Here is a 23,245-nt window from a genome sequence, read left to right as displayed (position 1 = left end):
GGGGTGGGGGGGGGGGGGGGGCCCCCCCCCCCCCGCGCCCTCCGCCGTACTCACGTCACGACACGCACGCCGCGACTACTTCTTGCGGCCGCGCTTCTCGCGGACCCGCACCGAGATGTGGATCGGCGTGCCCTCGAAGCCGAACTCCTCGCGCAGCCGGCGCTCGACGAAGCGGCGGTAGCCGGCCTCCAGGAAGCCGGAGGCGAAGAGGACGAACCGGGGCGGCTTGGTGCCCGCCTGCGTACCGAAGAGGATGCGGGGCTGCTTGCCACCGCGGATCGGGTGCGGGTGGGCGGCGACCAGCTCGCCGAGGAAGGCGTTCAGCCGGCCGGTGGGGACGCGGGTCTCCCAGCCGGCGAGCGCGGTCTCGATGGCCGGGACGAGCCGGTCCATGTGGCGGCCGGTCTTGGCGGAGACGTTGACCCGGGGAGCCCAGGAGACCTGCTGCATCTCGGTCTCGATCTCGCGCTCCAGGTAGTAGCGCCGCTCCTCGTCCAGCTCGTCCCACTTGTTGTACGCGATGACGAGCGCGCGGCCCGACTCCACGGCCATCGTGATGATGCGCTGGTCCTGGACCGAGATGTTGTCGGTGGTGTCGATGAGGACGACGGCGACCTCGGCCTTCTCGACCGCGGCGGCGGTGCGCAGGGAGGCGTAGTAGTCCGCGCCCTCCTGGAGGTGGACCTTCTTGCGGATGCCGGCGGTGTCGACGAACTTCCAGACCTTGCCGCCGAGCTCGATCAGCTCGTCGACGGGGTCGCGGGTGGTGCCGGCCATCTCGTTGACGACGACGCGGTCCTCGTTGGCGACCTTGTTCAGGAGCGAGGACTTGCCGACGTTCGGGCGGCCGATGAGGGCGATGCGGCGCGGGCCGCCGATCGCGTTGCCGAAGGTCTGCGAGGGAGCCTCGGGGAGGGCCTCCAGGACGGCGTCGAGCATGTCGCCCGTACCGCGGCCGTGCAGCGAGGAGACGGGGTACGGCTCGCCGAGACCCAGCGACCACAGGGCGGTGGCGTCGGCCTCGCCGGAGGGGCCGTCGACCTTGTTGGCGCAGAGGACGACGGGCTTGCCGGCGCGGCGCAGCAGCTTGACGACGGCCTCGTCGGTGTCGGTGGCGCCGACGGTGGCGTCCACGACGAAGACACAGGCGTCGGCGGCCTCGATGGCGTACTCCGCCTGGGCGGCGACGGAGGCGTCGATGCCGAGGACGTCCTGCTCCCAGCCGCCGGTGTCGACGACCTTGAAGCGGCGGCCGGCCCATTCGGCCTCGTAGGTGACGCGGTCGCGGGTGACGCCGGGCTTGTCCTCGACGACGGCCTCGCGGCGGCCGATGATCCGGTTCACCAGGGTCGACTTGCCGACATTGGGGCGGCCGACGACGGCGAGGACGGGGAGCGGGCCGTGCCCGGCCTCCTCGATCGCGCCTTCGACCTCCTCGACGTCGAAGCCCTCTTCCGCGGCGAGCTCCATGAACTCCGCGTACTCGGCGTCGCCAAGTGCCCCGTGGTCGTGCTGGTCGTTCATGAAGTCCGTTCCTTGATCATTCGTGGTCGGTGGGTCCCCGAGCCTCGGGGCCCACTACTCAGAGTCTCGCTCAGCGCCCGGTGAGGCGCCTGGCGTTTTTCAGGTGGGCGGTCAGCCGCTCCTGAATACGTACGGTGGCCTCGTCCAGCGCCTTGCGGGTGCGCCGGCCGCTGCCGTCGCCGGCCTCGAAGGCGTCGCCGAAGACGACGTCGACGCGGCTGCGCAGCGGAGGCAGCGCCTTGACCAACCGCCCGGGGCGGTCGGAACTTCCCAGTACGGCGACGGGGACGATCGGCGCGCCGCTGCGGACGGCGAAGTAGGCGAGGCCGGCGCGCAGGGAGGCGAAGTCGCCCTCGCCGCGGGTGCCCTCGGGGAAGATCCCGAGGACGCCGCCGTGCTCCAGGACCGCGAGGGCGTTGCCTATCGCGTTCCGGTCGGTGCTGTCCCGGTCGACCTTGAGCTGCCCGATGCCCTCCAGGAAGGGCCCGAGGGGCCCGACGAAGGCTTCCTTCTTGATCAGGAAGTGCACCGGGCGGGGGGCCGTGCCCATGAGCATGGGGCCGTCGATGTTGTGCGCGTGGTTGACGGCGAGGATGACGGGGCCGGCGGCCGGCACGCGCCAGGCGCCGAGGACGCGCGGCTTCCACAGGCCGTACATCAGCCCGATGCCGATGCCACGCCCGACGGCGGCGCCCTTCGCGGAGGGCTGCGTCACTTCGCGGCCGCCCTCTTCTCCTCGACGAGGGTCACGACGCACTCGATGACCTGGTCCAGGGTGAGGTCGGTGGTGTCGACCTCGACGGCGTCGTCGGCCTTGGCGAGCGGGGAGGTCTTACGGCTGGAGTCGGCCGCGTCCCGCTTGATCAGGGCCTGCTGGGTGGCGGTCACGTCGGCGCCCTTGAGCTCGCCGGAGCGGCGGGCGGCACGGGCCTCGGGGGACGCGGTGAGGAAGATCTTGAGGTCGGCGTCCGGGAGGACGGTGGTGCCGATGTCCCGGCCCTCGACGACGATGCCGCCCTCGGCCTCCTTGGCGATGGTCCGCTGAAGCTCGGTGATCAGGGCGCGTACCTCGGGGACGGCGCTGACGGCGCTGACCTTGGAGGTGACCTCTTCGCTACGGATGGGTCCGGAGGCGTCGGCGCCGTCGACAGTGATCGTCGGGCGGGCCGGGTCGGTGCCGGAGACGATCACGGGCTTGGCGGAGGCGTTGGCGACGGCCTCGGCGTCGTGGACGTCGACGCCGTTGCTGATCATCCACCACGTGATCGCCCGGTACTGCGCACCGGTGTCCAGGTAGCTCAGCCCCAGCTTGGCGGCAACCGCCTTCGAGGTGCTCGACTTGCCCGTGCCGGAGGGCCCGTCGATGGCGACGATCACGGTTTCCACGGTGGGGAACACCTTCCTGGGGTACGCGGTAGGGCCTCGCAGGACGCGGGGGGCCACCCCAAGGTTACCGACTGGCGGCCACCCGTTCGGCCCCCACCGTGGTCGGGCGCCCCCAGACTCCGTCCTCGGGGCCCCACGCCGTCATCCCGTCCGCAGCGCCCAGCCCCGTTCCCTCAGCGCCGCGCCCAGCGTCGGCGCCGCCGACGGCTCGACCATGAGCTGGACCAGACCCGCCTGCTGCCCCGTCGCGTGCTCGATGCGGACGTCCTCGATGTTGACGCCCGCGCGGCCCGCGTCCGCGAAGATGCGGGCCAGCTCGCCCGGCTGGTCGCTGATGAGGACGGCGACGGTCTCGTACTGCGTCGGCGCCGCGCCGTGCTTGCCCGGGACCCGGGCGCGCCCGGCGTTGCCGCGCCGCAGGACGTCCTCGACGCCGTCGGTGCCCTCTCGGCGCTTGTCCTCGTCGGAGGACTGGAGCGAGCGGAGCGCCCGGACGGTCTCGTCCAGGTCGGCCGCGACGCCCGCGAGGACGTCGGCGACGGGGCCGGGGTTCGCCGACAGGATCTCGACCCACATGCGCGGGTCGGAGGCGGCGATCCGGGTGACGTCGCGGATGCCCTGCCCGCAGAGGCGTACGGCCGTCTCGTCGGCCTCCTCCAGGCGGGCGGCGACCATCGACGAGACGAGCTGCGGGGTGTGCGAGACGAGGGCGACCGCGCGGTCGTGCGCGTCGGCGTCCATGACGACCGGGACGGCGCGGCAGAGCGCGACCAGCTCCAGGGCCAGGTTCAGGACCTCGGTGTCGGTGTCGCGGGTCGGTGTGAGGACCCAGGGGCGCCCCTCGAAGAGGTCGGCGGTCCCGGCGAGCGGTCCGGAGCGCTCCTTGCCCGACATCGGGTGCGTGCCGATGTACGCGGTGAGATCGAGCCCCAGCGCCTCCAGCTCCCGCTTCGGGCCGCCCTTGACGCTCGCGACGTCCAGGTAGCCGCGTGCGACGCCCTCGCGCATGGCCGCGGCCAGCGTGGTGGCCACGTGCGCCGGGGGTACGGCGACGATCGCGAGGTCGACGCGCCCCTCGGGCGCCTCGTCCGTGCCGGCGCCGAGCGCCGCGGCGGTGCGGGCGCGGGCGGGGTCGTGGTCGCGGAGGTGGACGGCGATGCCGCGCCCGGCGAGCGCGAGCGCCACCGAGGTGCCGATCAGGCCGGTTCCGATGACGAGCGCGGTTCTCACTGGGCGATGTCCTTGCGCAGGGCGGCCGCGGCACCGAGGTAGACGTGCGCGATCGCGGACTTGGGGAGCTCCGACTCGACGTGCGCGAGGAGTCGTACGACCCTCGGCATGGCGCCCTCGACGTCCAGCTCCTGCGCGCAGATCAGCGGCACGTCGTCGATGCCGATCCGGCGCGCGGCGGCGGCCGGGAAGTCGCTGTGCAGATCGGGCGTGGCGGTGAACCAGATGCTGATCAGGTCGTCGGTGCTGAGCGCGTTGCGTTCCAGGACGGCGGTGAGCAGCTCCTCGACCTGCTCGCGCATGTGTCCGGCCTCGTCCCGTTCCAACTGGACGGCGCCTCGGACCGCTCGTACCGCCACGACGTGCTCCTTACCTGACCTTGGAATCGTTCGAGAGTGCTCCGATCAGCCTAGTCAGCGCCGCGGACACGCCGCCGCGGCGACCGCCCTCCGAGACGGGAAGACTGCCGAGATCGTTTTCTGCCATGGTCCTGCCCCTCACCGGCGGTACGGAACAGGGCCAATGTCGCTCGGACCGGACTCTGCCGCCACCGGGGTAGGCGGCGGTCGCGGACCGCGCGGTACAACTGTCGGCATGCTGCTGCACGTCGTACCGCTGGACGAATGGTCCGCCGATCCCGAACTCCCCTACGCCCCGCCCTCGCTGGCCTCGGAGGGCTTCGTGCACTGCTCGCCGGACGAGCACGCGGCGCTGACGGTCGCGGACGCCCACTACCGGGAGGCGCACGGTCCGCTTCTCGTCCTGGTCCTCGACGAGGCGCGGCTGAGCGCCGAGGTGCGCTGGGAGGGCTCGGAGGACAGGCTCTTCCCGCACGTCTACGGGCCGATCGAGCGGGCCGCCGTCACCTCGGTCCTGGAGGTGCGCCGGGACTCCGACGGCCGGGCGAGGGAGCTGACGCCCTGGGTGTAGGCGGTGCCTTCCGGACCATGCCGGGCTCGGCCTGGCGTGTTGCGGACCGTGGGGAGGGGCGCGCGGCCAAGCTGTACGGCATGACTGCAGAAGCCACGCCCCGCCGTACCGTGCTGATGGCCGGTGCCGGTTCCGTCGCCGCCCTGGCCACCGGCTGCGGCTCCGACGGCGACAACGGCGGTACGACCGACAGCCCGACGCCCACGGGCGCCGCCACCACGTCCGAGCCGACCACGCCGACGACGCCCTCGCCCACCGCGACGGAGCCCGGCGAGGACGACGACGACGCGCTCACGAAGACCACCGACGTGCCCGTCGGCGGCGGCACGATCTTCAAGGAGGAGAAGGTCGTCGTCACCCAGCCCTCCGCCGGCGAGTTCAAGGCGTTCTCGGCGGTCTGCACCCACCAGGGCTGCATCGTCGCCAAGGTCGAGAACGGCACGATCAACTGCGCGTGCCACGGTTCCCGGTTCCGTATCACGGACGGCTCGGTGGCCAACGGGCCGGCCACGCGCCCGCTGCCGGCCGAGGAGATCACCGTGTCGGGAGACTCCATCACCCTCGCGTAGCCTGATCCGCATGACTTCGGCAGACCTGGTGCGCGACCACACGATCTACTCCTGCGTCATGGGGTCGCGTGCCTTCGGTCTGGAGACCGAGGACAGCGACACCGACCGCCGGGGCGTCTTCCTGGCCCCCACGCCGCTGTTCTGGCGCTTCGACAAGCCGCCGGCGCATGTGGAAGGGCCCGCGGAGGAGCAGTTCAGCTGGGAGCTGGAACGATTCTGCGAACTGGCGTTGCGTGCGAACCCGAACGTCCTGGAGTGCCTGCACTCCCCCGTCGTCGAGCACATCGACGACACCGGCCGTGAACTGGTGGACCTGCGCGGCGCGTTCCTCTCCCGCCAGGCGCACCAGACCTTCGTCCGGTACGCGGACGGGCAGCGCAGGAAGCTCGACGCGGACGTCCGCCGGTACGGGGAGCCGCGCTGGAAGCACGCGATGCATCTGCTGCGCCTCCTGATGAGCTGCCGCGACCTGCTGCGCACCGGCGAACTCACCATCCACGTCGGCACCGACCGCGACCGGCTCCTGGCGGTGAAGCGCGGCGAGGTCCCGTGGGCGGAGATCGAGTCCTGGATGACCCGCCTCACCGAGGAGGCCGACGCGGCGGCCACGACCTCCCCCCTCCCGGCGGCCCCGGATCAGGCCCGCGTGGAGGACTTCCTGATCCGCGCCCGCCGCACCTCAGCCCTCCACACCCTGAACCCCCTCTAGCCGCACCCGCACCACGACGTCATGCAGGACCTCCACCGCCCCGGGCGCCTCCCAGCCGGGGCTCACGCGTCCCAGAGGGCGCCCAGGGTCAGGAGTTCGCCGCGGTGCTCGATGGGGTTCTCCCACTCCTTCGGCCAGGCTCCCGCGCCCAGGTGGGCGCCCGCGAAAGCGCCCGCGAGGGAAGCGATCGAGTCCGAGTCGCCCCGGGTGCAGGCGGCGCGGCGGAGGGCCGTGAGGGGCTCTTCGGGGAAGAGCAGGAAGCAGAGGAGACCGGTGGCGAGCGCCTCCTCGGCGATCCAGCCGTCGCCGGTGTAGGTGCAGGGGTCGAGCTCCGGGTCCGCCGTGCGCTGGACCGCGTCCAGCTTCTCCAGGACCGCGAGGCACTCGTCCCAGCCGCGCTCGGCGAAGTGCCGGGCCGAGGGGTGCTGGGAGCGGGTCCACAGGTCGCCGAGCCAGGTCTCGCGGTACACGGAGCGGTTCTCGTACGCGTACGAGCGCAGGTGCCCGACCAGGCCCGCCGGTTCGACGCCCTGGGCCAGCAGGTACACGGCGCGGGCCGTCAGGTCGGAGGCCGCGAGCGCGGTGGGGTGGCCGTGCGTCAGGGCCGCCTGCAGCTGCGCCGCGCCGGCCCGCTGCTCCTCGCTCAGCCCGGGCACGAGCCCGAGCGGCGCCACACGCATGTTGGCCCCGCACCCCTTGGAGTCGATCTGGCTGGCGTCCTGCCACACACGGTCGCTGTCGAGGAGGTCGCACGCCTGCAGGCACGTGTTGCCCGGCGCCCGGTCGTTGTCCGGAGAGTGGTACCAGGCGACGAATTCCTGGCGTACGAGCGCGGCGAACCGCTCCGGGCCCGCCACCCCGCGCTCCTGGCACCCCCGGATGCCCCGCGCGACGGCCAGCGTCATCTGCGTGTCGTCCGTGATGTACGCCGTGCCGCCCTTCACCGGCAGTTCCATGGTCCGCCAGGGGCCGCACTTCGCCAGGATCGCGGGCACGTCGTCGAACTCGGTCGGGTAACCGAGCGCGTCCCCGAGGGCCAGCCCGATCAACGAGCCCGTGGCCGCCTGCTTCGTCCGCTTCGCCCGCTTCGTCGCGTGGAGCGTCATATGGATCGTCCTTCCGGTCGCAGCAACGGCGGGTGGAGGGCCGTGGCCTCCCCCGCCCGGTAGAGAGCGGCCGGTTTCCCCCGTCCGCCGGTGAGGCGCGGCGGTCCTTCCACGGCCTGGACGAAGCCAGGGGTGGCGAGGACCTTGCGCCGGAAATTGGGGCGGTCGAGTTCGACGCCCCAGACCGTCTCGTACACCTGCCGCAGCTCGCCGAGCGTGAACTCGGGCGGGCAGAAGGCGGTGGCGAGGCAGGTGTACTCGAGCTTGGCGCCGACCCGTTCGTGCGCGTCGGCGAGGATCCGGTCGTGGTCGAAGGCGAGCCCGCCGTGCGTGCCGAAGGGCATCCACCCCGCCCGCGCCGCGTCACCGCCGCCACGCGGCTCCGGCGCGTCCGGGACGAGGGCGGCGAAGGCGACGGAGACGACCCGCATCCTGGGGTCGCGGTCCGGCTCGCTGTACGTGCGGAGCTGTTCCAGGTGGAGGCCGGAGACGGTGTCCTCGGACAGGCCGGTCTCCTCGGCCAGTTCGCGGCGGGCCGCGGCCTCCGCGGACTCGCGGGGCCGCACGAAGCCGCCGGGCAGCGCCCAGGCTCCGGCGTACGGCTCCCGGCCGCGCTCGACGAGCAGCACGTGCAGCCGCTCGGCGCGGATCGTGAAGACGGCGAGGTCGGCGGTGACGGCGAACGGCTCGAAGGCGCCGGGGTCGTAGCCGTCGGGGTCGTAGCCGTCGGGGGCCGCGGACGGGCCGGAGGACGAGTCGGGGAAGGCGGGGGGCCGGGCCGAGGACGAGCCGGGGCGCGGCCCGGGGGGCGGGGCCGCGGACGGGCCGGGGGGCGGGGTCATCGGCGTTCCGGCAGAGGGTCGGCGAGGTCCCAGCCCTCGCCGAGCAGCCCGTCCACCGCCGCGACCGCCGCCGCGAGCCGCTCCTCGTGCGGCCCCGTCAGCACGGCCGTACGGCGGCCGGTGTGGGCGAGCTGGGTGTGGAAGCGCGCCGTCATCCAGGGCCGCAGGTGCTCCCCGTCCCGCAGCCCGTCGTCCTCGAACGCGACACCCCGGTGGTCGGTCAGCAGCCACAGGTGCTGGCGGCCGCGCGCGGCGACCGCGCCGGTCGCGGGGCTGGCGGTGCCCATGTACCGCTCGTGCCAGATCGTGGTGGCGAAGGCGTCGGTGTCGCAGAAGAGCACGGGCGAGCCGCTGCGCGCCGCCTCCTCCTCCAGCTCGGCCTGGCGCAGCGCGATCAGCGGGAAGTCCTCGGAGTGGAAGGCCACGTCCTCCCAGGTGGCCTCGGGGCGCCGGGCGCGCAGCTCGGCGAGCTTGAGCTCGCTGAACTCCCGCCCGAACTCCGGTACCCAGCGCGTACGGGCCCAGACGCCGCCCCGGGCCCGGTAGTGCTCGGCCAAGGCGCGGGCCATGGTGGTCGTACCGGTGGACTCGGCGCCGAGGACGACGACACGGCGGGTGAGCGCGGCCCGCACCGGAGCTTCGAGGAAGTCCCAGGAGCCGACGGGGTCCTTGCGGACGGCGGTGCCGGAGACGGGGAAGAGCGTACGGTCCGGGTCGACGCAGACGGCTTCGGCGCCGAAACGGCGGCCGAGCTCCTCTCCGTACGACTCCGAGGTGAAGACGGCGTCGACCGGCTCGCGCACCGCACCCTGGAAGACGGCCATGTGGGCGGCCCACACATCGGGGTCGTGGAGGTCGACGGGGATGTCGTCGACGGCCCCCACGACCAGCACGTCGGGGTGGATCTCCCGCATCCAGGCGACGCGCTCGTCCAGGGTCAGGGTCTCCACCGAGGAGGCGCAGACGAGCACGGTGAGGCGCTCGCAACGATCGCGGGCGGTGCGGACGAGGTGGTGGTGGCCGGCGTGCGGCGGATAGAACTTGCCGAGCACCAGGCCGTGTCCGTAGCGCTTCATGCGACCGCCTCCTTCTCGACCGTACGCCGCTGGGCCGCGAGGTCGCGGCTCCAGCCGCGCAGGCCGAGGACGCAGAGCGCCATGAAGCCGACGTACAGCACGGAGGTCAGGTACAGCTCCTTGTACGCGTACAGCGGGACGTACACGATGTCGGCGGCGATCCAGAGCCACCAGGACTCCAGCCGCTTCCGGCACTGGCCGTAGGTCGCCATGAGGGAGAGCGCGGTCGTCAGGGCGTCCCAGAAGGGGACGGTCGAGTCGGTGGCGCGGTCGAGCAGCAGGGTCAGACCGAGGGTCCCCACCGCCCCCGCCGTGAGCAGCCACGTCCACTCGGTGCGCGTGGTGCGGCGCACCGGCAGGGTGTCGGAGCCTGGTCCACCCCCGTGGGTCCAGGTCCACCAGCCGTACACGGCGAGGGTGATGAAGACGATCTGGAGGCCGGCGTCGGCGTACAGCCCCGCCTGCGTGAAGAGCAGGACGAAGAAGAGGTTGTTGGCGATGCCGATGGGCCAGTTGGCGAGGTGCTGGCGGGCGACGAGCCAGACGCAGAGGGCTCCGCTGCCGAAGCCGAGGACCTCGGTCCAGCTGACCGGGGTGTCGAGCAGCGTGAAGAGCGGCTGCTGCAGGGGTTCGAGTACGTCGGCGAGGCTCACGCCCACCTCCTTAAGAGTCAGCCTGACTATAAAGGGTGGCGGACTTCGTCCACAAGTACGAAGAAGCCCGTGACCGGCGGACGGTCACGGGCTTCTTCTCGTACGGCGACGGGCTACATGCCGACTTCCTTCATCAGCATGCCGACCTCGGTGTTGGTCAGGCGGCGCAGCCAGCCGGACTTCTGGTCGCCGAGACCGATCGGGCCGAAGGAGGTGCGGACCAGCTTCTCGACCGGGAAGCCCGCCTCGGCGAGCATCCGGCGCACGATGTGCTTGCGGCCCTCGTGCAGCGTGACCTCGACCAGGTAGTTCTTGCCGGTCTGCTCCACGACGCGGAAGTGGTCGGCACGGGCGTAGCCGTCCTCCAGCTGGATGCCCTCCTTGAGCCGCTTGCCGACCTCGCGGGGCAGCGGGCCGGTGATGGCGGCCAGGTAGGTCTTCTTCACGCCGTACTTCGGGTGCGTGAGGCGGTGGGCCAGCTCACCGTGGTTGGTGAGAAGGATGATGCCCTCGGTCTCCGTGTCGAGCCGTCCGACGTGGAAGAGCCGGGTCTCGCGGTTGGTGACGTAGTCGCCGAGGCACTGGCGGCCGTCGGGGTCCTCCATCGTGGAGACGACACCGGCCGGCTTGTTCAGCGCGAAGAAGAGGTACGACTGGGTGGCGACGGTCAGGCCGTCCACCTTGATCTCGTCCCGCTCCGGGTCGACGCGCTTGCCCTGCTCCAGGACGATCTCGCCGTTGACCTCGACGCGGGCCTGCTCGATCAGCTCCTCGCAGGCTCGGCGGGAGCCCATGCCGGCGCGGGCGAGCACCTTCTGCAGCCGCTCGCCCTCCTGCTCGGCGCCCGGGAAGGTCTTCGGGGTCTTGATCTCGGGACGGTTCTCGTACCGCTCACGGTTGCGCTGCTCGATCTTGGCATCGAGCTCACGCGAGCGGGCCGGGGACTGTCGCTGCCCGTGCGGGCCGCGACGGGGCGGGGTGCCGCCCTGGGGCGACTTGGGGCCGCCCTTGGCGCCGCCGCGAGCCGCGGCCCCGCGGCCCTTCTTCGGGGCCTCGGACGCGCTGCCCACGTCGTAGCGGCGCTCCTCGGGGCGCGGGTTGCGCGGCCGGTCGCCGCCCTGCCTGTCGTCGCGGCCACCGCCGCCACCGGCACCCCGGTAACCGCCACCGCTGCCGCCGCGACCTCCGCCGCCGCTGCCGCCGCCCTGCCGGTCGTCACGGCTGTTGCCGGCGCCCCGGTAATTGCCGCGGCCACCGCTGTTGCCACCACGGCTCCCGCCGTTGTTTCCGCTGTTCCTGCCGCTGCTGCTTCGCATCAAATGTCCGTCGTCTTGTCGTCAGCGTCTTCACGATCCGGGAGATCCGGATCGAACGACGGGACCCCTTCCAGCGTCTCCGCCTCGATCGCGTCCGCCTCGGGGAGGAAGGGCGCGAGCTCCGGGAGCTCGTCCAGGCCGCGCAGGCCCATCCGTTCCAGGAAGTAGTTCGTCGTCCTGTACAGGATCGCACCTGTTTCGGGTTCCGCGCCCGCCTCCGCCACCAGACCGCGCTGGAGGAGGGTGCGCATGACCCCGTCGCAGTTCACTCCGCGCACGGCGGAGACGCGCGATCGGCTGACCGGCTGGCGGTACGCGACGACCGCGAGGGTCTCCAGGGCCGCCTGGGTGAGGCGCGCCTGCTGCCCGTCGAGGACGAACGCCTCGACGGCGGCGGCGTGCTCCGGGCGGGAGTAGAAGCGCCAGCCGCCGGCGACGAGGCGCAGCTCGAAGCCCCGGCGCTGGACGGTGTACTCGTCGGCGAGCTCGCGCAGCGCGTCGGCGACCTCGCGCGGGCCGCGGTCCAGGACCTTGGCCAGGTGGGCCTCGGTGGCCGGCTCGTCGACGACCATCAGGACGGCTTCGAGGGCGGGCTTGAGGTCGTGGTCGGTGTCGCTCATGCCTTCTCCTCCACGGATCGGTCGAACTCGTCGGTGACCTGCGTCTCGCTGTCCCCACCGACCCAGGTGACGGTGAGCTCACCGAGGGCGTCGTCCTGGTCGAGGGCGACGGCCTTCTCCCGGTAGAGCTCCAGGAGGGCGAGGAAGCGGGCGACGACGGTGAGGGTGTCGCCCGCGTCCTCGGCGAGCTCCTGGAAGCTGACGCGCCCGCGCTCGCGCAGGAGGGCGACGACGATCCCGGCCTGCTCGCGGACGCTGACGAGCGGGGCGTGGATGTGGTCGACGTACACCTGCGGCTTGGCCTTGGGCTGCATGGCCTTGACGGCGAGCTTGGCGAAGCCCTCGGCGCCGATGGAGATGACCACCTCGGGGAGCAGCTCGGCGTGGTGGGCCTCCAGGCCGACGGTCCGGGGGTGCCGCCGCCCCTCGCTCTCCCAGCGGTCCTCGAAGATCGAGGCGATCTGTTTGTACGCGCGGTACTGCAGGAGCCGCGCGAAGAGCAGGTCCCGCGCCTCCAGGAGCGCGAGGTCGGCCTCGTCCTCCACCTCGGCGGCGGGCAGCAGCCGGGCGGCCTTGAGGTCGAGCAGCGTCGCGGCGACGACGAGGAACTCGGTGGTCTGGTCGAGGTCCCAGTCGGGCCCCATCGCACGGATGTGGGCCATGAACTCGTCGGTGACCTTGGAGAGCGCGACCTCGGTGACGTCGAGCTTGTGCTTGGAGATGAGCTGGAGGAGCAGGTCGAAGGGCCCCTCGAAGTTCGCCAGCCGAAGGGTGAACCGCCCGTCGCCCACGGGCGCCTCCGCGCCACCGGACTCCCGGGCCGCCTCGGGGGCGGGGGCGACGGGAACGGGGACTACGGGGGCGGGGGCGGGGGCGACGGGGACTGCGGGAACGGAGGCAGGGGCTGCGGGAACCGTCCCCGCCCCCGTGTCCGGCACGGCGGTCGCGTCGGTCGAGGGCTCCGAGGACGGCTCCGGCCCCGCCTCGGCTACGGGCAGGGGCTCTTCCGCTTCGAGCTCCCGCGCCTCGGCTGCCGGCAGGAGCTCGTCCGCTTCGGGCTCCCGCGCCTCGGCTGCCGGCTGAGGCTCCCCGGGCGGGGCCGCGGGTGTCGCGCCCGGGCCCTTGCCCAGGGCGCGGCGGCGCGGGGGGCGGGACGTTTCGGCAGGGGGTGGGGGCATCGGGGTCCAGAGAGGGGCGGGGGGCGTTGCAGCCCGCAGGCTACCCTCAGCGACCGCGCAGGCGGCGCACGAGGATGCTCGCGTCGCCCCGGGACTCCAGGTCCGCCAGGACCACCGCGACCGCCTCGCGGACGATCCGGCCGCGGTCCACGGCCAGGCCGTGCTCGCCCCGGAGCACCAGCCGGGCGTGCTCCAGGTCCATCAGCTCCTCGGCGGAGACGTAGACCGTGATCTTCTCGTCGTGCCGTTCGCGTCCGCTCGGCCGCCGGTTCGGCGACCGGCCGCGGCGGCGCGCCTGGGCGGGCGCCGGGGCCGGAGCGGGAGCCGGGGCGGCCGAGGCCTCCGCCGCGCGGGACCGCGGCTCCGGCTGCTCCGCGGGCTGCGCCGCCGCGTGCTCGGCGGAACCGGAGACGGAGCCCGAGCCGGAGCCCGACGCAGAGCCCGAGCCCTCCGCCGCCGCCCCGGTGTCGCTCTCACCCGCCGGAGCCGGTACCCGGCCACGGGGCGAGGAGGACTGCAGCGCCATCCCCCCGGTGGTACGGAACAGTTCGTCGGCGCCGGGCAGACTCACTCGGCGTGACACCGGGCGAGCACCTCCCTGGCGAGCTGGCGATAGGCGGCGGCACCCACGGAGTTCGACGCGTACGTCGTGATGGGCTCACCGGCGACCGTGGTCTCCGGGAAGCGCACGGTCCGGCCGATCACCGTGTGGTACACGTGGTCGTCGAAGGCCTCGACGACCCGCGCGAGCACCTCACGGCTGTGCACCGTCCGGGAGTCGTACATCGTGGCGAGGATGCCGTCGAGCTCCAGCTCGGGGTTGAGCCGCTCCTGGACCTTCTCGATCGTCTCGGTCAGCAGGGCCACACCGCGCAGCGCGAAGAACTCGCATTCCAGCGGCACGATGACCTTGTGAGCCGCCGTCAGGGCGTTCACGGTCAGCAGGCCGAGCGAGGGCTGACAGTCGATCACGATGTAGTCGTAGTCGTTCATCAGCGGCTTCAGGGCGCGCTGGAGGGTCGACTCGCGCGCGACCTCGCTGACCAACTGCACCTCGGCCGCAGACAAATCGATATTGCTGGGCAGCAGGTCCATGTTGGGCACGGCGGTCTTGAGCAGCACCTCGTCCGCCGACATGCCCCGCTCCATGAGCAGGTTGTAGACGGTGAGGTCGAGCTCCATCGGGTTCACACCGAGACCGACCGACAGGGCTCCCTGCGGGTCGAAGTCGACGAGCAGCACCCTCCGTCCGTACTCCGCGAGCGCGGCGCCCAGGTTGATGGTCGACGTGGTCTTGCCGACGCCGCCCTTCTGGTTGCACATCGCGATGATCTTCGCGGGACCGTGGTCGGTCAGCGGGCCCGGGATCGGGAAGTACGGCAGGGGCCGTCCGGTCGGGCCGATCCGCTCGCGGCGCTGACGGGCAGCGTCGGGTGCGAGGGTGGCCGCGTACTCCGGGTCGGGCTCGTACTCGGCGTCAGGGTCGTAGAAGTGCCCCTCGGGCACCTCGTCGTAGGCGGCGAAGTGGGTGGACTCTCGGCCACTCTCGTTGCCGGCCGTGGCGTTCACGTGTAGGCCGTCCATCATCTTCATCGTGTGGGCTGTCGTCACGGGCTGATGCGTCGCCTGGGTCGCGTGGTTCGCGGCGGTCGCGAACGTCCGGACGGCGACGGAGCCGACAGGGATTCCTGGCTGTCCGCCCCCGGGAGTAAATGTCGACTCATTCACAAGTCGTCTTACCTCCTTGGATGTGACCAGGAACATTTATCGATAGGTCAGCGTGGCACCATGCCGACGGTTGGCGACTCTATGGCGTGTCACCGCTCCGCAGCAACACAATCCGCCGTTCCCGGCCCGATGTGTCGGCAACCGAACACCCCTCTGTCAAGGGTGCGCAGCCATGCATCCGGACGTTTCGGGGGTGTGCGAAACGGTTAAAGGGTTACGTTCGAGGCGAGTTGCACGGGGCCCCGGACGTGGCCGGATGCGTGAGGTTGACGGCGCGGGTTGACGCGACGTCTAAGGAGCTCAGCCCAGGAGGCTGGTCAGCTCGACGTGGTCGAGGCCGTGCGCCTCGGCGACCTCCTTGTAAACGACCTTGCCGTCATGGGTGTTGAGGCCCAGGGCGAGCGCGGCGTCGCGGCGCAGCGCCTCGACCCAGCCGTTGTTCGCCAGCGACACGATGTAGGGCAGCGTGGCGTTGGTGAGGGCGTACGTGGAGGTGTTCGGCACCGCGCCCGGCATGTTGGCGACGCAGTAGAAGACCGAGTTGTGGACCTGGAAGGTCGGCTCGGCGTGGGTGGTCGGGTGCGAGTCCTCGAAGCAGCCGCCCTGGTCGATCGCGATGTCGACAAGGACACTTCCGGGCTTCATCTTGGCGACGAGCTCGTTGGTGACCAGCTTCGGGGCCTTGGCTCCCGGGATGAGGACGGCACCGATGACGAGGTCGGCCTCGACGACGGCCTTCTCCAGCTCGAAGGCGTTGGAGACGATCGTCTTCACCTTGGTGCCGAAGATCTTGTCGGCCTCGCGGAGCTTGTTGATGTCACGGTCGAGCAGGGTCACGTGGAAGCCCATGCCGACGGCGATCTGGGTGGCGTTCCAGCCGGAGACGCCGCCGCCGATGACGACGCACTCACCGGCGTGGGTGCCGGGGACGCCGCCGGGGAGCACGCCGCGGCCACCGACGGAGCGCATCAGGTGGTAGGCGCCGACCTGCGGGGCCAGCCGGCCCGCGACCTCGGACATCGGGGCGAGCAGCGGCAGGGCGCGGTTCGCGGTCTCCACCGTCTCGTAGGCGATGGCGGTGGTGCCGGACTCCAGGAGCGCGTCCGTGCACTCCTTGGAGGCGGCCAGGTGCAGGTAGGTGAAGAGGGTCTGGTCCTTGCGGAGGCGGTGGTACTCCTCCGCGATGGGCTCCTTGACCTTCAGCAGCAGGTCGGCGGTCTCCCAGACCTCGTCGGCGGTGGGCAGGATCTGCGCACCGGCCGAGACGTACTCCTCGTCCGTGATCGAGGAACCCACACCGGCGTTCTGCTCGATGAAGACCTGGTGGCCGTTGCGGACGAGCTCGTGGACACCGGCAGGGGTGATGGCCACGCGGAACTCGTTGTTCTTGACCTCGCGGGGGATGCCGACCTTCATCGTCGATCACGGTCCTTGAATCAGGGGATAACGGGGGTGCACTGCGATACATACCCGGATGTACAGGAGCACACCGGGGCAGACCGCGGTCGATCGCGGCGCACCCAGTCTAATGAAGGAGTTCCCCGTGTCTAGCCTTGCAAAGCATTAATCTTCGCCGGAAGCACTACGGATTTCGTAGGCGGAAGGCTCGCTTCCAAGGAGCCTTTCGGCCGCGGACCGGTGCAAACGGGCCGCGGCGGGGTCGCCGAGCCGGTCGAGGGTGTCGGCGAGCCGGAGCTGGAGCGCCGCCTGGAGCCGTACGTCCTGGGCGCGCCGGGCCCACTCCACCGCCTCCTCGCAGGTCCGCAGGGACTCCTCGGGCCGCCCCGCGTACTCCTGGACCCGCGCCGCCTCGCTCAACGCCCGCGCGTAGCCGGGCAGATCGGCGAGACGGCGGTAGCCCGCGGCGGCGGCGCGCCAGTTCCGCAGGGCCTCGCCGTAGCGGCCGGCGTACGTCTGCACCGCGCCGAGCCGTCCGTAGAGCCGGGCCTGGTCGGCCCGCTCGTCGCGGGCGAGGCGCTGGGCGAGGGCCCGGCCGTACCAGTCACCGGCCCGCTGCCAGTCCCCCAGCTCCTGGTAGGAACCGCCTACGGATTCCATCGCGCGGCCGATCGCGTACGGGTCGTTCGCGGCGCGTCCGGCGTCCAGGGCGGCCCGGTAGCGGGCCAGGGCGTCCTGGGTGCGGCCGGTCCTGGCGTCGAGATCGGCGAGATTGAGCAGGGCCGCGGCCCGTTCGCGGTGCAGGCCGCGCCGCTCGGCCACGTCCAGGACCAGCCGGTGCAGGCCGTAGAGCTCGGGCGCCGCGGCCTCGGCGCCCCGGTGCGCGGTCTCCGCCCTGACCAGCGCGGCGACGAGCCGGCGGGCGAGGGTGTCGAGCTCGCCGTCGGCGACGGCGAGACGGGCGGAGGCCAGCAGCACGGGCCGGCGGCTCTCCAGCCACTCCGCGGCGGCGGACACGTTCGGGAAGCGCAGGGCTCGGGGCAGTCCGGCGAGCTTCGTGCGGGCCGCGGCGTCCTCGTGCTCGGTGACCGCGCGGCAGGACTGGAGGAGCCGAACGGTCCGCTCCAGCATCCGGGCGCGGGCGAGCTGCACCTCGGCGGGCCGGTCACGCTCCTCCATCTGTTCGCGGAGAAGGGGGACGAGATGGCCGGGGAGGGCGTACTGCCCGTCCGCCTCCTCGGCGACCAGTCCCAGGGCGACGAAGCCGGCCAGAGTGGTCGCCGCGGCGGAGACGGAGCAGCCGGCCAGGGCGGAGGCGGTGTGGGCGTCGGCCCGGCCGAGCGGGGCGAGGGTGAGGTAGCGCAGTATCCGGGCGGCCGGCTGGGCGAGGGAGTCGTGGACCAGCTGGAACGCGCGGGAGAGCGGGTCGCCGGAGAGGGCGCGCAGCCGCTTGGTGAGGTCGGCGACGGAGGCCTTGGGACGGGAGGCGAGCCAGCCGCCGACGAGGACGACGGCGGCGGGCTGGCCACCGCACTCCTCCGCGAGGCTCTCGGCCGCCTGCGGGTCGACGGTCACCCGGACGGAGCCGGTGAAACCGGTGAGCATCTCGATCGCGGACTTCGGGTCGAGGCCGCCGAGGGTGCAGGGCCGGACGTCGGGGATGCCGGTGAGCGGCCCTTTGGCGACGGCGACGACGAGGGCGTCGGGGTTGTCGGGGATCAGCGGGTCGACCTGCTCGGCGTCGACGCAGTCGTCGAGGAGAAGGAGGACACGGCGGTGGGCGAGGGCCTCGCGGACCAGCTCGGTCAGCTCGTCCTCTCCCGCGCCGGGCGGTTCGGCGACGCCGAGGTCCCCAAGGAGCCCCTGGGCGGCGCGCGCGGTGGGGACGGGGTCCCCGCCGGGTTCGGTGAGCCGGGCGCGGAACACCCCGTCCGGGTAGGCGTCGGTGAGTCCGGCGACGAGCTCCTCGGCGAGCGAGGTCCGCCCCGAGCCGGGGCGCCCGGCGATCAGGAGGACGCGGGCGCGGGGAGCCTTGTGGCCGGCAAGGGTGTCGAGTCCGGTCCGTTCGATGTCGGCGTGCAGGGCCTTCAACTCGCGCTGGCGGCCGTAGAAGTTCCGCACCCCGCCCGCTACCACCGCCTGATCCGTCACGGGCCACGCTCCCGTCCACCTGCGCACGAGCCGATCCCGCGGGGGTCTCCGCACGGGCGATCCCGAGCGTAGTTCAGCGCGCCCGCCGTCCCTGGCGGAGCAGGGCGGGACAATCCCCCGATCGGATCAGCGGATGTTCAGATCAGGGGCTTGCGGCCGCCCGCCCTCGCCGGGTGCGGCCCGGCTACGCCTCGAACGGGCGCGCCGGCCACTCCGCGTCCGCGGGCCGCAGCGCGTCGACGCCCTGCCCCGCGCGCGCCGCCGCCAACGAAAGGACGCCCAGGACCAGGCAGTTGTTGTGCAGGTCGCCCGCGAGCGCGCCCCGGACCACGTCCGCGAGCGGGACCCGGGCCAGCTCCATGTCGGCCTCCTCGTCGGCGACCTCGAAGCGTTCGCCGTGCGCCTCCGACAGGTCCCGCGCCAGGAAGATGCGTACCGCCTCGTCACACCCACCGGGCGTCGTGTACACGTCGGTCAGGACCCGCCAGTCCTCGGCCTTGACGTGCGCCTCCTCGTACAGCTCGCGCTGCGCGGCGTGCAGCGGGTTCTCCCCCGGTACGTCGAGGAGGCCGGCCGGGATCTCCCAGAGCTTCTGCCGCACGGGATGCCGGTACTGCTTCACGAGCAGCACCCGGTCCTGGTCGTCGACGGCGACGACCGCGACCGACCCGGGGTGGACCTGGTAGTCGCGGCGCGCGACCGTGCCGTCGGGCATGACCACGTCGTCCGTGCGGACACTCGTCTTCCCTCCCTGGAAGGGGGTCGCCGTCGCGACGACCTGCCACTCCTGCGGGGTGTCCTGCAACTCCATGTTCGTCCTCCCACACACACGAAAGCCGGGGTACCGGCCCGGTTGAGGCCTGCGTACCCCGGCAACGTTAACTCCTCGTACTACTTGCCCGTCTTGCGCTCGACGGCCGCCTTGACCAGGCCCGCGAAGAGCGGGTGGGGGCGCGTCGGACGCGAGCGCAGCTCCGGGTGGGCCTGGGTCGCGACCAGGTAGGGGTGCACCTCGCGCGGGTACTCGACGTACTCGACGAGCTTGTTGTCCGGGGAGGTGCCCGAGAAGACGAGGCCCGCCTTCTTCTCCAGCTCCGCGCGGTAGGCGTTGTTCACCTCGTAGCGGTGGCGGTGGCGCTCGTCCACGTACGGCTGGTCGCCGTAGACCTCGCGCACGATCGAGCCCTCGGCGAGCTTCGCCGGGTAGAGACCGAGGCGCATCGTTCCGCCCAGGTCACCGGCGCCCTCGACGTACGCGAGCTGCTCCTCCATGGTCGAGATGACCGGGTGGGCGGTGCCGGCGTCGAACTCGGTGGAGTTGGCGTCCGGGATGTCGGCCAGGTTGCGGGCGGCCTCGATCACGATGCACTGCAGGCCCAGGCAGATGCCGAGCAGCGGCACCTTGTTCTCACGGGCGTACTGGATCGCGCCGATCTTGCCGTTGACACCGCGGTCGCCGAAGCCGCCGGGGATCAGGATCGCGTCGACGTCGCCGAGCTGCTTCTGCGCGCCGGCCGGGGTCTTGCAGTCGTCGGAGGTGACCCACTTGACCTTGACCCGCGCCTTGTTGGCGAAGCCGCCGGCCCGCATGGCCTCGGTGATCGAGAGGTACGCGTCGGGCAGGTCGATGTACTTGCCGACGAGCGCGACGGTGACCTCGTGCTCCGGGTTGTGGACGCGGTCGAGCAGGTCGTCCCAGGTGGACCAGTCCACGTCACGGAACGGCAGGTCCAGCTTGCGGACGACGTACGCGTCCAGGCCCTCGGTGTGCAGCACCTTCGGGATGTCGTAGATCGACTTGGCGTCGATGGCGGCGACGACGGCGGCCTCGTCCACGTCGCACATCAGCGAGATCTTGCGCTTGATGGCGGTGGGGACGTCGCGGTCGGCGCGCAGCACGATCGCGTCCGGCTGGATACCGATGTTCCGCAGGGCGGCGACGGAGTGCTGGGTCGGCTTGGTCTTCAGCTCGCCGGAGGGGCCGATGTAGGGCAGAAGCGAGATGTGCACGACGAAGACGTTGTCGCGGCCGACCTCGTGGCGGACCTGTCGGACGGTCTCCAGGAACGGCAGCGACTCGATGTCGCCGACGGTGCCGCCGACCTCGGTGATGACCACGTCGACGTCGTCGGTCGCCATGCGGCGGATCCGGGACTTGATCTCGTTGGTGATGTGCGGGATGACCTGGACGGTGTCGCCGAGGTACTCGCCGCGCCGCTCCTTGGCGATGACCTGCGAGTAGACCTGGCCGGTGGTGACGTTGGCCGAGCCGTCGAGGTCGACGTCGAGGAAGCGCTCGTAGTGACCGATGTCCAGGTCGGTCTCGGCGCCGTCGTTGGTGACGAACACCTCGCCGTGCTGGAACGGGTTCATCGTGCCGGGGTCGACGTTCAGGTACGGGTCGAGCTTCTGCATCGTGACCCGCAGGCCCCGCGCCTTGAGGAGCGCACCCAGGCTGGAGGCGGTCAGGCCCTTCCCGAGGGAGGACGCGACACCCCCGGTGACGAAGATGTGCTTGGTCGTCGTGGTTTTGGGCGGCATCGCCAAGAGGGGGCTCCCGTGGTCGCGTTCTGGAGGTGCGTTCCGGCGTGCCCTCCGGAAGAATCGGGGGGTGCCGTCGCTGCGGTTGCGGGGTCCTCGGCTGTCGCCGTTTTCCACCGGTCCACGGGGTACCAGGGTATCAGCGACATCGGGAGACCGCTTCCGGCCACACGGGGCAGTCAGGCGCGCACGGACGGCTACGCGCCTTGCGAATGCGCGGTCCGCGCCGGGGCAGGCGCGGCGTCGGACCCGGGCCGGAACGGCGTCGGGACCGGGGTAGGAGCCCGGGCAGGCGCGGCGTCAAGGGATACTCACCTGATCGGCGCAATGGCGTTACGAGAGCGCGTCGAAGCGCGTCGTATCCTGCTCGGACACTCGCCGCCGATCGTCAGCGTATGTTGACCGCTGATCTGTAGTAACCGCCCTCAGGGGTGGACGTGGCCGTTCGATCTGGAGAGAGCACGTGGCCGGGCGCATCGAGGATTACGCACTCATCGGAGACATGCAGACCGCCGCCCTGGTCTGCCGGGACGGCAGTGTCGACTGGCTCTGCCTGCCCCGCTTCGATTCGCACGCCGTCTTCGCGGGACTCCTCGGGACCGAGGAACACGGGTTCTGGCGGGTCGGTCCGGCCGGCCCCGACGGCGCTCCCCCGGCGCCCGCCGACCGCCGCGGCTACCGGGGCGACTCGCTCATCCTGGAGTCCGAGTGGGACACCCCGCGCGGCACGGTCCGGGTGACCGATTTCATGCCCCCGCGCGACGGGGCGCCGCAGCTGATCCGGATCGTGGAGGGCGTCTCGGGCCGGGTGCCCATGCGCTCCGCGCTGCGGATGCGGTTCAGCTACGGCCGTGTGGTGCCGTGGGTCCACAAGGTCGGGGACCGTACGGTCGCCGTCGCGGGCCCCGACTCGGTGTGGCTGGACACGGACGTGGAGACGCACGGCGAGGACCTGACGACGTACTCCGAATTCACCGTCACCCCCGGTGACCGGATCACGTTCACCGTGAGCTGGCAGCCCTCGCACAAGGAGGCGCCGCCGCTGCCGGACCCGGAGGGTTCCCTTGAGGCGACCGAGGACTTCTGGCGCGAGTGGGTGGAGCACTGCACGTACCACGGCCCGTACCGGGAGGCCGTGGTCCGCTCGCTGATCACCCTGAAGGCACTGACGTACGCGCCGACCGGCGGGATCGTCGCGGCGCCGACGACCTCCCTGCCGGAGGAGATCGGCGGCGTTCGGAACTGGGACTACCGCTACACCTGGCTGCGCGACGCCGCGATCACGCTGTCGTCGATGCTGCGCACCGGCTACCGCGAGGAGGCCCGTGCCTGGCGGGACTGGCTGCTGCGCGCGGTCGCCGGCGACCCGGAGAACCTGCAGATCATGTACGGGATCGCGGGAGAGCGGGAGCTCGGTGAGGCCGAGCTCGACTGGCTGCCGGGGTACGAGAACTCCGGCCCGGTCCGGGTCGGCAACGGAGCGGCCAACCAGCTCCAGCTGGACGTGTACGGCGAGGTCACCGAGGCCCTGCACCTGGCGCACATGACGGGCCTGTCCCGCAACGACTACGCCTCGCTGCTCCAGCTCAAGCTGATCCGGTACCTGGAGACGCACTGGAACGAGCCCGACGAGGGCATCTGGGAGGTGCGCGGGCCGCGCCGTCACTTCGTGCACTCCAAGGTCATGGCCTGGGTGGCGGTGGACCGCACGATCAAGCTCATCGAGTCCGGGGACGCCGACGGCCCGCTGGAGCGCTGGCGCGAGCTGCGCGACGAGATCCACCGGGACGTCTGCGAGAAGGGCTACGACAAGGAGCGGAACACCTTCACGCAGTCGTACGGCTCCAAGGAGCTGGACGCCTCGCTGCTGCTGATCCCGCAGATGGGCTTCCTGCCGCCGGACGACAAGCGGGTCATCGGCACGATCGAGGCGATCCAGCGCGAGCTGTCCACCGAGGACGGCTTCGTACTGCGCTACCCGACGGCGGGCGAGGAGGCCGGCGTGGACGGCCTGGAGGGCGACGAGGGCGCGTTCCTGGCCTGCTCGTTCTGGCTGGCCGACGACCTGGCGATGATCGGCCGGGTCGACGAGGCCCGCAAACTCTTCGAACGCCTCTTGGCCCTCCGCAACGACCTGGGCCTCCTCGCGGAGGAGTGGGACTCCCGCCTCCAGCGCCAGGTGGGCAACTTCCCCCAGGCGTTCAGCCACGTCCCCCTGATCGACACGGCCCTCCGCCTGACGGCGAGCGGGGCGTACGGGGGCTGATGCAGCGCGATGCCGCCGTCCC

22 protein-coding genes are annotated in these 23,245 nt (G+C 71.9%); 4 read left to right on the top strand and 18 right to left on the bottom strand.

The window, feature by feature from the left end; genetic code table 11:
* Positions 1-75: 75 nt before the first annotated feature.
* The 5 genes from der to aroH all read right to left on the bottom strand — a co-directional run bounded on the left by der (position 76) and on the right by aroH (position 4,499).
* Entirely contained in the window at positions 76-1,524 is a 1,449-nt protein-coding gene (gene der, locus ACWF79_RS29585) for a ribosome biogenesis GTPase Der (protein ID WP_453731228.1), read from the bottom strand.
* A 70-nt stretch (positions 1,525-1,594) separates the two neighbouring features.
* On the bottom strand, positions 1,595-2,182 hold the full coding sequence (locus tag ACWF79_RS29580) for a lysophospholipid acyltransferase family protein (protein WP_453731232.1): 588 nt from the start codon (positions 2,180-2,182) through the stop codon (positions 1,595-1,597).
* 53 nt (positions 2,183-2,235) lie between these two features.
* The gene (gene cmk, locus ACWF79_RS29575) at positions 2,236-2,922 is read right to left on the bottom strand and encodes a (d)CMP kinase (RefSeq protein ID WP_453731227.1); all 687 of its coding nucleotides are present in this window, start codon (positions 2,920-2,922) and stop codon (positions 2,236-2,238) included.
* Between the two features lie 129 nt (positions 2,923-3,051).
* Entirely contained in the window at positions 3,052-4,140 is a 1,089-nt protein-coding gene (locus ACWF79_RS29570) for a prephenate dehydrogenase (protein ID WP_453731226.1), read from the bottom strand.
* A complete protein-coding gene (gene aroH, locus ACWF79_RS29565) occupies positions 4,137-4,499 on the bottom strand; it encodes a chorismate mutase (RefSeq protein ID WP_453731225.1) in 363 nt (120 codons plus the stop codon). The genes ACWF79_RS29570 and aroH overlap by 4 nt, the downstream gene beginning before the upstream one ends.
* A 235-nt stretch (positions 4,500-4,734) precedes the next feature.
* Between aroH and ACWF79_RS29560 the strand changes: the two genes are divergently transcribed.
* The 3 genes from ACWF79_RS29560 to ACWF79_RS29550 all read left to right on the top strand — a co-directional run bounded on the left by ACWF79_RS29560 (position 4,735) and on the right by ACWF79_RS29550 (position 6,348).
* Positions 4,735-5,070: a DUF952 domain-containing protein gene (locus ACWF79_RS29560; RefSeq protein WP_453731224.1), complete on the top strand. Its 336-nt coding sequence runs from the start codon at positions 4,735-4,737 to the stop codon at positions 5,068-5,070.
* A gap of 80 nt (positions 5,071-5,150) precedes the next feature.
* Complete coding sequence (locus ACWF79_RS29555; RefSeq protein WP_453731223.1) at positions 5,151-5,639, top strand: Rieske (2Fe-2S) protein; 489 nt, start codon at positions 5,151-5,153, stop codon at positions 5,637-5,639.
* A gap of 10 nt (positions 5,640-5,649) precedes the next feature.
* Positions 5,650-6,348: a nucleotidyltransferase domain-containing protein gene (locus ACWF79_RS29550; protein ID WP_453731222.1), complete on the top strand. Its 699-nt coding sequence runs from the start codon at positions 5,650-5,652 to the stop codon at positions 6,346-6,348.
* Positions 6,349-6,410: 62 nt separating this feature from the next.
* Here ACWF79_RS29550 and ACWF79_RS29545 read toward each other — a convergent pair whose 3' ends face one another.
* From ACWF79_RS29545 to ACWF79_RS29485, 13 genes are all read right to left on the bottom strand, one after another.
* Positions 6,411-7,454 (bottom strand): ADP-ribosylglycohydrolase family protein, encoded by a 1,044-nt coding sequence (locus ACWF79_RS29545; RefSeq protein WP_453731221.1) that lies wholly within the window; start codon positions 7,452-7,454, stop codon positions 6,411-6,413.
* Positions 7,451-8,296 (bottom strand): NUDIX hydrolase, encoded by an 846-nt coding sequence (locus ACWF79_RS29540; protein WP_453731220.1) that lies wholly within the window; start codon positions 8,294-8,296, stop codon positions 7,451-7,453. The genes ACWF79_RS29545 and ACWF79_RS29540 overlap by 4 nt, the downstream gene beginning before the upstream one ends.
* A complete protein-coding gene (locus ACWF79_RS29535; protein ID WP_453731219.1) occupies positions 8,293-9,372 on the bottom strand; it encodes an AAA family ATPase in 1,080 nt (359 codons plus the stop codon). The genes ACWF79_RS29540 and ACWF79_RS29535 overlap by 4 nt, the downstream gene beginning before the upstream one ends.
* On the bottom strand, positions 9,369-10,025 hold the full coding sequence (gene pnuC / locus ACWF79_RS29530) for a nicotinamide riboside transporter PnuC (protein ID WP_453731218.1): 657 nt from the start codon (positions 10,023-10,025) through the stop codon (positions 9,369-9,371). The genes ACWF79_RS29535 and pnuC overlap by 4 nt, the downstream gene beginning before the upstream one ends.
* 113 nt (positions 10,026-10,138) lie before the next feature.
* Positions 10,139-11,341: a pseudouridine synthase gene (locus ACWF79_RS29525; protein WP_453731217.1), complete on the bottom strand. Its 1,203-nt coding sequence runs from the start codon at positions 11,339-11,341 to the stop codon at positions 10,139-10,141.
* Entirely contained in the window at positions 11,341-11,961 is a 621-nt protein-coding gene (gene scpB / locus ACWF79_RS29520; RefSeq protein ID WP_453731216.1) for an SMC-Scp complex subunit ScpB, read from the bottom strand. Before scpB ends, ACWF79_RS29525 begins: the two co-directional genes overlap by 1 nt.
* Positions 11,958-13,139: a segregation and condensation protein A gene (locus ACWF79_RS29515; protein WP_453731215.1), complete on the bottom strand. Its 1,182-nt coding sequence runs from the start codon at positions 13,137-13,139 to the stop codon at positions 11,958-11,960. The genes scpB and ACWF79_RS29515 overlap by 4 nt, the downstream gene beginning before the upstream one ends.
* 46 nt (positions 13,140-13,185) lie before the next feature.
* Positions 13,186-13,722 (bottom strand): hypothetical protein, encoded by a 537-nt coding sequence (locus tag ACWF79_RS29510; protein ID WP_453731214.1) that lies wholly within the window; start codon positions 13,720-13,722, stop codon positions 13,186-13,188.
* Entirely contained in the window at positions 13,707-14,732 is a 1,026-nt protein-coding gene (locus ACWF79_RS29505) for a ParA family protein (protein WP_329125763.1), read from the bottom strand. Before ACWF79_RS29505 ends, ACWF79_RS29510 begins: the two co-directional genes overlap by 16 nt.
* 435 nt (positions 14,733-15,167) lie before the next feature.
* Positions 15,168-16,283 (bottom strand): alanine dehydrogenase, encoded by a 1,116-nt coding sequence (gene ald, locus ACWF79_RS29500; RefSeq protein WP_453731213.1) that lies wholly within the window; start codon positions 16,281-16,283, stop codon positions 15,168-15,170.
* Between the two features lie 147 nt (positions 16,284-16,430).
* The gene (locus ACWF79_RS29495) at positions 16,431-18,416 is read right to left on the bottom strand and encodes a tetratricopeptide repeat protein (protein ID WP_453731212.1); all 1,986 of its coding nucleotides are present in this window, start codon (positions 18,414-18,416) and stop codon (positions 16,431-16,433) included.
* 184 nt (positions 18,417-18,600) lie between these two features.
* Entirely contained in the window at positions 18,601-19,227 is a 627-nt protein-coding gene (locus ACWF79_RS29490) for an NUDIX domain-containing protein (RefSeq protein ID WP_453731211.1), read from the bottom strand.
* A gap of 80 nt (positions 19,228-19,307) precedes the next feature.
* Positions 19,308-20,957 (bottom strand): CTP synthase, encoded by a 1,650-nt coding sequence (locus ACWF79_RS29485; protein ID WP_453731210.1) that lies wholly within the window; start codon positions 20,955-20,957, stop codon positions 19,308-19,310.
* 463 nt (positions 20,958-21,420) lie between these two features.
* On the opposite strand from ACWF79_RS29485, the gene ACWF79_RS29480 reads away from it, so the two are divergent.
* Complete coding sequence (locus ACWF79_RS29480; RefSeq protein WP_453731209.1) at positions 21,421-23,223, top strand: glycoside hydrolase family 15 protein; 1,803 nt, start codon at positions 21,421-21,423, stop codon at positions 23,221-23,223.
* The last annotated feature ends 22 nt before the right edge of the window (positions 23,224-23,245 follow it).

The sequence above is a fragment of the Streptomyces sp. NPDC054975 genome (assembly GCF_053609105.1).
The sequence above is the reverse complement of the archived record's forward strand: the minus strand, read 5'-3'. Positions and strand labels throughout refer to the sequence as shown.

Bases quoted from the DNA above. Each gene is read 5' to 3' on its own strand.
- der (WP_453731228.1), bottom strand. From the start codon at position 1,524: ATGAACGACCAGCACGACCACGGGGCACTTGGCGACGCCGAGTACGCG.
- ACWF79_RS29580 (WP_453731232.1), bottom strand. From the start codon at position 2,182: ATGTACGGCCTGTGGAAGCCGCGCGTCCTCGGCGCCTGGCGCGTGCCG.
- ACWF79_RS29560 (WP_453731224.1), top strand. From the start codon at position 4,735: ATGCTGCTGCACGTCGTACCGCTGGACGAATGGTCCGCCGATCCCGAA.
- ACWF79_RS29555 (WP_453731223.1), top strand. From the start codon at position 5,151: ATGACTGCAGAAGCCACGCCCCGCCGTACCGTGCTGATGGCCGGTGCC.
- ACWF79_RS29550 (WP_453731222.1), top strand. From the start codon at position 5,650: ATGACTTCGGCAGACCTGGTGCGCGACCACACGATCTACTCCTGCGTC.
- ACWF79_RS29545 (WP_453731221.1), bottom strand. From the start codon at position 7,454: ATGACGCTCCACGCGACGAAGCGGGCGAAGCGGACGAAGCAGGCGGCC.
- ACWF79_RS29540 (WP_453731220.1), bottom strand. From the start codon at position 8,296: ATGACCCCGCCCCCCGGCCCGTCCGCGGCCCCGCCCCCCGGGCCGCGC.
- ACWF79_RS29535 (WP_453731219.1), bottom strand. From the start codon at position 9,372: ATGAAGCGCTACGGACACGGCCTGGTGCTCGGCAAGTTCTATCCGCCG.
- ACWF79_RS29525 (WP_453731217.1), bottom strand. From the start codon at position 11,341: ATGCGAAGCAGCAGCGGCAGGAACAGCGGAAACAACGGCGGGAGCCGT.
- scpB (WP_453731216.1), bottom strand. From the start codon at position 11,961: ATGAGCGACACCGACCACGACCTCAAGCCCGCCCTCGAAGCCGTCCTG.
- ACWF79_RS29515 (WP_453731215.1), bottom strand. From the start codon at position 13,139: ATGCCCCCACCCCCTGCCGAAACGTCCCGCCCCCCGCGCCGCCGCGCC.
- ACWF79_RS29505 (WP_329125763.1), bottom strand. From the start codon at position 14,732: ATGAAGATGATGGACGGCCTACACGTGAACGCCACGGCCGGCAACGAG.
- ald (WP_453731213.1), bottom strand. From the start codon at position 16,283: ATGAAGGTCGGCATCCCCCGCGAGGTCAAGAACAACGAGTTCCGCGTG.
- ACWF79_RS29490 (WP_453731211.1), bottom strand. From the start codon at position 19,227: ATGGAGTTGCAGGACACCCCGCAGGAGTGGCAGGTCGTCGCGACGGCG.
- ACWF79_RS29485 (WP_453731210.1), bottom strand. From the start codon at position 20,957: ATGCCGCCCAAAACCACGACGACCAAGCACATCTTCGTCACCGGGGGT.